Source organism: Streptomyces sp. NPDC004629 (genome assembly GCF_042873595.1).
Taxonomy (GTDB): Bacteria; Actinomycetota; Actinomycetes; order Streptomycetales; family Streptomycetaceae; genus Streptomyces.
This window is the reverse complement of record NZ_JBIALO010000005.1, coordinates 356923-364909: the sequence shown is the minus strand read 5'-3', so window position 1 is coordinate 364909 and position 7987 is coordinate 356923. Positions and strand designations below refer to the sequence as shown.

Below are 7987 nucleotides of genomic sequence, written 5' to 3'. Positions count from 1 at the left end.
GTAAGGCTCCCAGTAGACGACTGGGTTGATAGGCCGGATCTGGAAGCCAGGTAACTGGTGGAGGTGACCGGTACTAATAGGCCGAGGGCTTGTCCATAGAGGCTCGCGTCCACTGTGTCAGTTCTGAGGCAACGAACGGTTTGCCGGCTTCGAGTAGAACAGCCGTAGAACAGACAATTGAAGAGTGTGCTTGTTCGCTCGAAACCATTAGGGTTTCGGTGGTCATAGCGTGAGGGAAACGCCCGGTTACATTTCGAACCCGGAAGCTAAGCCTTACAGCGCCGATGGTACTGCAGGGGGGACCCTGTGGGAGAGTAGGACACCGCCGAACAATCTTTGAGGACCCCTGGTCACCAGCGTTCAGCTGGGACCAGGGGTCCTTTTGTTTTTACAATGCTTGCGTACCGAAGACAGGAGTCACCATGTCCACCAACTCTCCCGACGAGCGACCGGAGCGCGACCCGCGGCGACGGGACAGTGGTGACCGCGGTGACCGTGGCGGCTACCGAGGTGGCCCGCAGCGTGGCAACGACCGTGGTGAGCGGGGCGGTTACGGCCGCCGAGACGATCGCGGCGGCGACCGCGGCCGTGGTTTCCGGCGCGACGGGGATCGGCCGTCGTATCGCCGTGACGACCGCGACCACCGTGCCGACCGAGGCGAGCGCGCCGACCGAGGCGAGCGCGCCGACCGAGGCGAGCGCGCCGACCGAGGTGACCGGGGCGAGCGGCGCGACGACGACCGTCGCTACCGCCGCGACGACGATCGTGGCCAGCGTGGCGGATACGGCGGGTACGGCCGCCGCGACGACCGTGGTGGTCAGCATGGCCGTGATGACCGCGACCGTGGTTTCCGGCGGGACGACCGCGGCGACCGTGGTGGTTTCCGGCGTGATGACAGCCGCGGTGAGCAGCGGGGCGACTACCGGGGCGACCGGGGTGACCGCGGAGGTTTCCGTGGCCGGGACGACCGCGACCGAGGCTTCCGGCGGGACGATCGTCGCGACGACCGGCGCGGTGGAGAACGCCCCGACTTCCGCCGCGATGACCGCCGTGACGATCGCCGTGACGACCGTGACCGTGGCTTCCGGCGGGATGACCGCCGTGACGATCGCCGTGACGACCGTGACCGTGGCTTCCGGCGGGACGATCGTCGCGACGACCGGCGCGGTGGAGAACGCCCCGACTTCCGCCGCGATGACCGTCGGGATGACCGCCGTGACGACCGTGACCGTGGCTTCCGGCGTGATGACCGCGGTGAGCGTGGTGACCGTGGCGGATTCCGCGGGCGTGACGACCGTCGCGACGATCGGCGTGAGTTCCGGCGTGACGACCGCGGTGACCGTGGTGAGCGCGGTGGGTTCCGTGCTCGGGACGACCGGCGGGATGATCGGCGTGACGACCGGGGTGACCGTGGTGAGCGCGGTGGGTTCCGTGCTCGGGACGACCGACGTGACGACCGGCGGGACGACCGCCGTGACGACCGGCGGGATGACCGGCGTGACGACCGGGGGCGTGGTTTCCGTCGGGATGATCGTGGTGGCCGTCCCGGTGGTGGGTTCCGTGGTCGGGACGACCGGCGCGGTGGCGGGAGCCGCTTCCGTGAGGACCGTGAACGTGACCGGGACCGTGAGCCGATCAAGCGGCTGCCGATCCCCGAGGACGTCACGGGCGACGAGATCGACAAGGACGTACGGCAGGAACTGCAGAGCCTGCCCAAGACGCTCGCCGATGACGTCGCCAGGAACCTGGTGATGGTGGCCCGGCTGATCGACGAGGACCCCGAGGGCGCGTACGGCTACTCCAAGGTGGCCCTGCGCCTGGCGTCGCGCGTCGCCGCCGTACGGGAGGCGGCCGGGTTCGCGGCGTACGCCAACCAGAAGTACGCGGAGGCGCTCGCCGAGTTCCGGGCCGCGCGGCGGATGACGGGGAACGTGGATCTGTGGCCCGTGATGGCCGACTGCGAGCGCGGGCTGGGGCGGCCGGAGAAGACGCTCGACATGGCCGGTGCCCCCGAGGTGCACAAGCTGGACAAGGCGGGGCAGGTCGAGATGCGGCTCGTCGCGGCCGGTGCCCGGCGCGATATGGGCCAGTTGGAGGCGGCCATCGTGACGCTGCAGAGCCCCGAGCTGGCCTCCCATTCGGTACAGCCGTGGACCGCGCGCCTGCGGTATGCCTACGCGGACGCGCTGCTCGCCGCCGGGCGGGAGGACCAGGCCCGCGAGTGGTTCGGCAAGGCCGTCGAGGCCGACCGGGACGGCAGCACGGACGCCTCCGACCGGCTGGCTGAGCTGGACGGCGTGGAGTTCGTCGACGCGCTGGACGACCAGGTGGGCGCCGAGGGCGTCGAGGACGCCGCCGGTGCCGAGGGACCGCGCGGTGCCGCGGCGAAGGACGCGCCGGAAGGCGACGGCGACAAGGACTGACGTACGCCGTCGACACAGGCCCACGGCCGAAAGGGGGCCGCACCGGCCCCTTTCGCCCGTGGGCCTCGGTGGCTCAGAGGTCCAGCACCCGTAGGACCAGGCCCGATGCCGGCTTCGGGCCGAACGATGTCGATTTGTGGGGCATCGTCACGCCCTGTCGGGCCAGGTCGCGTACGACGTCCTCGTGGACCGGGTGCATCAGGACCGCCGTACCGCCGTCGCGCTCCGCCTTCGCGACGGTGGCGGCCGTGTCATGGATGTAGGCGATGTGCGCCGGTGAGTCCTCGGGGATGCGCCAGACGTGGGCGAGGAGCGTGGCGTGCAGGACCGTGGCGTCGAGGCCGCGCCAGGCGGCGGGGCGGTCGGCGGGCACCGTACGGGCCAGCAGGCCGGGGTCCGGGCGGTCGACGAGGTGGAAGGCGCCGTCGCCCGCGAGCAGGAAGGCGTTGCCGGCGCCCGCCGCCTCGGCCAGGGCCGCCAGCGCGTCCGGCAGCGGCGTCGTCAGGTGGCGTACCCGGAAGAGTCCGTCCAGGGCGGACAGCGCGTTCGCCACCGGCAGCCCGTGCAGCAGTCGGTGGATGGCGCGGACGCGCAGCGGATAGCGGGCCGTGTCGACCAGGAGGACCAGTCCGTAGTCCCAGGGGCTGGGCGACGGATGCTCCGCGCGGAGCCGCAGACAGGTGGCCCAGCGGTGGTGGCCGTCGGCGATCAGGGCCTGGTGGTGGGCGAGGTCCGTCTGCACGCGGGCCATGTCGTCGGGGTCGGTGACCGACCAGAGGAGGTGGCGGAAGCCGTCCTCGGTGGTGGTGGCGAGCAGCGGGGCGCGCAGGGCGGTGCGTTCCACGACATCGGCCGCGGAGCCGTTGCCGTGGTAGGTCAGCAGCAGCGGTTCGAGGTTGGCGCAGGTGGCGCGCATCAGGGCGGCGCGGTCCGCGACGACGGGCGGCATGACCTCCTCGTGCGGCAGGACGACGCCCTCGGCCGGTTCCGACAGGCGCAGGGCGCCGATGATGCCGCGCTGGAGCATGCCGTCGCCGTCGCGCTGCTCGTAGATGTACAGCCCCGGTGCGGGGTCGGGGGTCAGCACGCCCTCGGCCAGCCAGTGGTGCAGGGTTTCGGCCGCCTGTTTGTTGCTTTCGGTGGGCGTGTCCGCCTGCGGAAGAATCAGCCGGACGATGTTGTGGGGATCGGCCGACTGGAGGTGTCGCACGCCGTCCGGGCGGACCACGACGTCGTACGGAGGGGACGTCACGGCGGCCAGACTTCCGACCCGTTCGGGGTCGTAGCGCAGGCCGCGGAACGGGGTGAGTTCCAGGCCGCGGCGCGTCTTTGCTTCCGGGTGACCTGCTGTCTTCATCCCGGCATCGTACGTGCGTCGGTGCCATGCGGGATGATCGGAGGAAAACGGCGCAGCGAGGAGCGATGCGGAATGAGCCAGGGCGTCAGGACGAGGCCCGAGGGCAGTGGGCGGCCCCTGAACGAGGCGTACGACACGGCGCTGCTCGATCTGGACGGGGTGGTGTACGCGGGTGGGAACGCCATCGTGCACGCGGTCGAGTCACTGGCGGCGGCCCGCACGGGCGGAATGCATCTGGCGTACGTCACGAACAACGCGCTGCGCACGCCGGACACCGTGGCCGTGCACCTGACCGAGCTGGGCATCCCGACGGGGGCCGGGGACGTCATCACCTCGGCGCAGGCGGTGGCGCGGCTGATCGGCGAGCAGGTGCCGCCGGGCGCGCGGGTGCTGGTGATCGGCGGTGAGGGGCTGCGGTCGGCGCTGCGCGAGCGCGGACTGCGACCGGTGGAGTCCGCGGACGACGACCCGGCGGCGGTCGCGCAGGGGTACGGCGGTCCTGACCTGCCCTGGGGCCGTTTCGCGGAGGCGTGCTACGCCGTCGCGCGCGGCGTGCCGTGGTTCGCCTCCAACACGGATCTGACGATTCCGAGCGGACGCGGGATCGCTCCGGGCAACGGTGCGGCGGTGGAGGTGGTACGGATCGCGACGGGCGCCGAGCCGCAGGTGGCCGGCAAGCCGCTGCCGCCCATGCACCGGGAGACGATCCTGCGGACCGGAGCGGTGCGGCCGCTGGTCGTCGGGGACCGGCTGGACACGGACATCGAGGGTGCGTTCAACGGCGTTGTCGACTCGCTGCTCGTGCTGACGGGCGTCACCGACGCGGCGCAGCTGCTCGCCGCGCCGCCGCGGCACCGGCCCACCTATGTGGACGCCGACCTGCGCGGTCTGCTCACGGAACAGCCCGAGGTCGCCGAGGACGGTGCGGGCTTTTGCTGCGCGGGCTGGACGGCGACGGCCACCGACGGCCGGCTGGAGCTGACGGGCGACGGCGCGGCGGTGGACGGGCTGCGCGCCCTGTGCGCGGCGGCCTGGACGGCGGCCGGCGGGGGTTCCTGCGAGCTGGACGGGGGTAAGGCGCTGGCGCGGCTCGCGCTCTGAGGCGGGCGGCCGGGGCGGGGACTCGGCATCGAGAAGTGATGCGAGGGTAGGCTAACCTAACCACGTGTTGGTCGACAGTCCTCCCGAAGAGCGCTCGGAGCATGCCTCCGCGCCCCCAACCCGCCGTACGGCGCGGGCCCTTGGGCTCCTGGTCGCCGTCGCGATCCTGCTGCTCGTCGCTTTGGCGAGCATCGCGATCGGGGCGAAAGAGCTGTCGCTGGAGCAGGTCTGGCACGGGTTGTTCCACGATGCGGGCACGTACGGCGACGTGGTCGTGGACCAGCGGCTGTCCCGCACCGTCCTCGGACTGCTCGTCGGCGCCGCGCTCGGCCTGTCCGGGGCGGTGCTGCAGGCGCTCACCCGCAACCCGCTGGCGGACCCCGGACTGCTCGGCATCAACGCGGGCGCGTCCGCCGCGGTCGTCACGGCCATGACCTTCTTCGGCGTCACCAGCCTGAACGGCTACGTGTGGTTCGCGTTCGCGGGTGCCGCCGCCGTCGGTGCGCTCGTGTGGTTCCTCGGCGGCAGCCGGGGCGCCACCCCCGTGCGGCTCGCGCTCGCCGGTACGGCGATCAGCGCCGCCCTCTACGGCTATCTCCAGGCCGTGATGATCACGGACGACGCGGCGCTGGGCAAGATGCGCTTCTGGACGGTGGGTTCGCTGGCCTCGGCCACCGACTCGACCATCGTGCAGGTCCTGCCGTTCCTCGCCTCCGGCACCATCCTCGCGCTGCTGCTCGCCCGGCCGCTGAACGCCGTCGCGATGGGCGACGACACCGCCCGCGCCCTCGGCGCCAACCTCAACCGCACCCGCGCGCTGGCCATGCTCGCCGCGACCGTGCTGTGCGGCGCCGCGACCGCGGCCTGCGGGCCCATCGTGTTCGTCGGCCTGATGGTGCCGCATGCCGTGCGCTCCTTCACCGGCCCCGACCTGCGCTGGATCCTGCCGTACGCGACCGTCCTGTCGCCCGTGCTGCTGCTCGGCGCGGATGTCCTCGGACGGGTCGTCGCGCGCCCCTCGGAACTCCAGGTGGGCATCGTCACCGCGATCATCGGCGGCCCGGTCTTCATCTTTCTCGTACGACGGCGGAGGACGGCGCAGCTGTGAAGACCCATCAGACGAGCCGCGTGAGCCGCGCGGGCCGCGCCGTGCGCACCCCGGGAGGGCTGTCCCTGCGGCTGGATCCGCGCGCCCTGATCGTCGTCGTCCTGCTGCTCGTCGCCGCCGGCGCCGCGAGCGTGATGCTGATCGGCACCGGCGACGCCGCGATCCCGGCCGGCGACGTCCTGCGCACGCTGGCCGGGGACGGCACCCCGTTCCAGGAGTTCATCGTCAACGAACTGCGGTTGCCGCGCGTCCTGGTCGGCCTGCTGGTCGGCGCCTCGCTCGGCCTCGGCGGCGCCCTGTTCCAGTCCGTGTCGCGCAACCCGCTGGGCAGCCCGGACGTGCTGGGCCTCTCGCAGGGCTCCACGGCGGGCGCGCTCGTCGTGATCGTGCTGATGTCCGGGTCAGCCGCCTCGGTCACCGTCGGCGCGCTGGCCGGCGGTCTGCTCACCGGGCTCGCCATCTATCTGCTCGCCTGGAAGCGGGGCGTGCACGGATACCGGCTGGTCCTGGTCGGCATCGGCGTCAACGCGGTCGTCACCGCCGTCAACGGCTATCTGCTCACCAAGGCCGACCTGGTCGACGCCGCCCGCGCCGTCGTGTGGATGACGGGGTCCCTCAACGGCCGTGACTGGAGCCAGGTCTGGCCGCTGCTCGGACTGTGCGCCGTCCTCGTACCGGTCGTCCTCGTCAACGCGCGGGGGCTGCGGATGACGGAGATGGGCGACGACGTCTCGTACGCCCTCGGAGTCCGTGTCGAGCGGGTACGGATGCTGATGCTGGTGGCGGCCGTGCTGCTCACCGCGGGCGCGACCGCCGCCGCGGGGCCCGTCAGTTTTGTGGCGCTCACCGCGCCACAACTCGCCCGGCGCCTGACCCGCTCGCCGGGCCCCAACCTGGTGCCCGCCCTGTGCATGGGCGCCACCCTGCTGGTCACCGCCGACTGGGCCGCGCAGCGCGTGTTCGGCGCCGACCAGTTGCCCGTCGGCGTGGTCACCGGCGTCCTCGGCGGCGGCTATCTGCTGTGGCTGCTGGTCACCGAGCGCAGGGCGGGCCGGATATGAGCGGCGTCCACGAACCCGGCGGCGCACCGCACGAGAACACCCGAAGGAGCACCGTGAACCGCCTGTCCGCCGAGAATGTCACCCTCGCCTACGACCAGCGCGTCATCGCCGAGCAGTTGTCGGTGGAGATCCCCGACAACTCCTTCACGGTGATCGTCGGCCCGAACGCGTGCGGCAAGTCGACCCTGCTGCGGGCGCTGTCACGGATGCTGAAGCCGGCCACGGGCCGGGTGCTCCTGGACGGGCAGGTCATCCAGTCGATGCCCGCGAAGCAGGTCGCACGCACCCTGGGCCTGCTGCCCCAGTCGTCCATCGCCCCCGACGGGATCACCGTGGGCGACCTGGTGGGCCGCGGCCGGTATCCGCACCAGGGGATCCTGCGCCAGTGGTCGGCCGAGGACGAGCGGGTGGTGCGGGAGTCCATGACCCAGACCGGCGTCGCCGAACTGGCCGACCGCTATGTCGACGAGCTGTCCGGCGGTCAGCGGCAGCGGGTGTGGATTGCCATGGCGCTCGCCCAGCAGACCCCGCTGCTGCTGCTCGACGAGCCGACCACCTATCTGGACATCCAGCACCAGATCGACGTCCTCGACCTGTGCGCCGAACTCCACGAGCAGCAGGGCCGCACCCTGGTCGCGGTGCTGCACGACCTCAACCACGCGGCCCGGTACGCCACCCATCTCATCGCCCTGCGGGCCGGCCGGGTCATCGCCGAGGGCGCGCCGGACGACGTGGTCACCGCCGAACTGGTGGAGGAGGTCTTCGGACTGCGCTGCCAGGTCATCGACGACCCGGAGACGGGCACCCCGCTGGTGGTTCCGGCGGCCCGCAAGGCACGCGCACGCGTGACGGCCGGCGACGCCCTCTGAGCCCCCGCCGGGGGCCGGTCGCCGAGCGGGGTCTGGAACGGGGGTTCCGGCGGGGTTCCGCGGGCCGG

At 72.2% G+C, this 7987-nt stretch carries 6 protein-coding genes and 2 rRNA genes; 7 read left to right on the top strand and 1 reads right to left on the bottom strand.

The features are described from left to right. From ACFYTE_RS10505 to ACFYTE_RS10495, 3 genes are all read left to right on the top strand, one after another. Positions 1-97, top strand: a 23S ribosomal RNA gene (locus ACFYTE_RS10505); the annotation flags it as partial. A gap of 117 nt (positions 98-214) precedes the next feature. Continuing rightward, positions 215-331: ribosomal RNA gene (gene rrf / locus ACFYTE_RS10500) — 5S ribosomal RNA — on the top strand. Positions 332-1643: 1312 nt separating this feature from the next. Continuing rightward, positions 1644-2423 carry a tetratricopeptide repeat protein gene (locus ACFYTE_RS10495; protein ID WP_388707618.1) on the top strand — a complete coding sequence of 260 codons (780 nt, stop codon included), beginning with the start codon at positions 1644-1646 and terminating at the stop codon, positions 2421-2423. A 73-nt stretch (positions 2424-2496) separates the two neighbouring features. Here the strand turns inward: ACFYTE_RS10495 and ACFYTE_RS10490 are convergent, their stop codons facing one another. Beyond that, complete coding sequence (locus tag ACFYTE_RS10490; RefSeq protein ID WP_388707569.1) at positions 2497-3780, bottom strand: DUF1015 family protein; 1284 nt, start codon at positions 3778-3780, stop codon at positions 2497-2499. 72 nt (positions 3781-3852) lie between these two features. Here ACFYTE_RS10490 and ACFYTE_RS10485 point away from each other — a divergent pair, with 72 nt between their 5' ends. From ACFYTE_RS10485 to ACFYTE_RS10470, 4 genes are all read left to right on the top strand, one after another. Continuing rightward, positions 3853-4881, top strand: coding sequence for an HAD hydrolase-like protein (locus tag ACFYTE_RS10485; protein WP_388707566.1), 1029 nt, complete (start codon positions 3853-3855; stop codon positions 4879-4881). Between the two features lie 64 nt (positions 4882-4945). Further along, positions 4946-5989: a FecCD family ABC transporter permease gene (locus tag ACFYTE_RS10480; protein ID WP_388707563.1), complete on the top strand. Its 1044-nt coding sequence runs from the start codon at positions 4946-4948 to the stop codon at positions 5987-5989. Next, positions 5986-7050: a FecCD family ABC transporter permease gene (locus tag ACFYTE_RS10475; protein ID WP_388707561.1), complete on the top strand. Its 1065-nt coding sequence runs from the start codon at positions 5986-5988 to the stop codon at positions 7048-7050. The genes ACFYTE_RS10480 and ACFYTE_RS10475 overlap by 4 nt, the downstream gene beginning before the upstream one ends. Then, entirely contained in the window at positions 7047-7919 is an 873-nt protein-coding gene (locus tag ACFYTE_RS10470; RefSeq protein ID WP_388707558.1) for an ABC transporter ATP-binding protein, read from the top strand. Before ACFYTE_RS10475 ends, ACFYTE_RS10470 begins: the two co-directional genes overlap by 4 nt. Positions 7920-7987: the final 68 nt, after the last annotated feature.

Excerpts from the sequence above, each read along its gene's own strand:
- ACFYTE_RS10485 (WP_388707566.1), top strand. The coding sequence starts at position 3,853 with ATGAGCCAGGGCGTCAGGACGAGGCCCGAGGGCAGTGGGCGGCCCCTG.
- ACFYTE_RS10470 (WP_388707558.1), top strand. The coding sequence starts at position 7,047 with ATGAGCGGCGTCCACGAACCCGGCGGCGCACCGCACGAGAACACCCGA.
- ACFYTE_RS10490 (WP_388707569.1), bottom strand. The coding sequence starts at position 3,780 with ATGAAGACAGCAGGTCACCCGGAAGCAAAGACGCGCCGCGGCCTGGAA.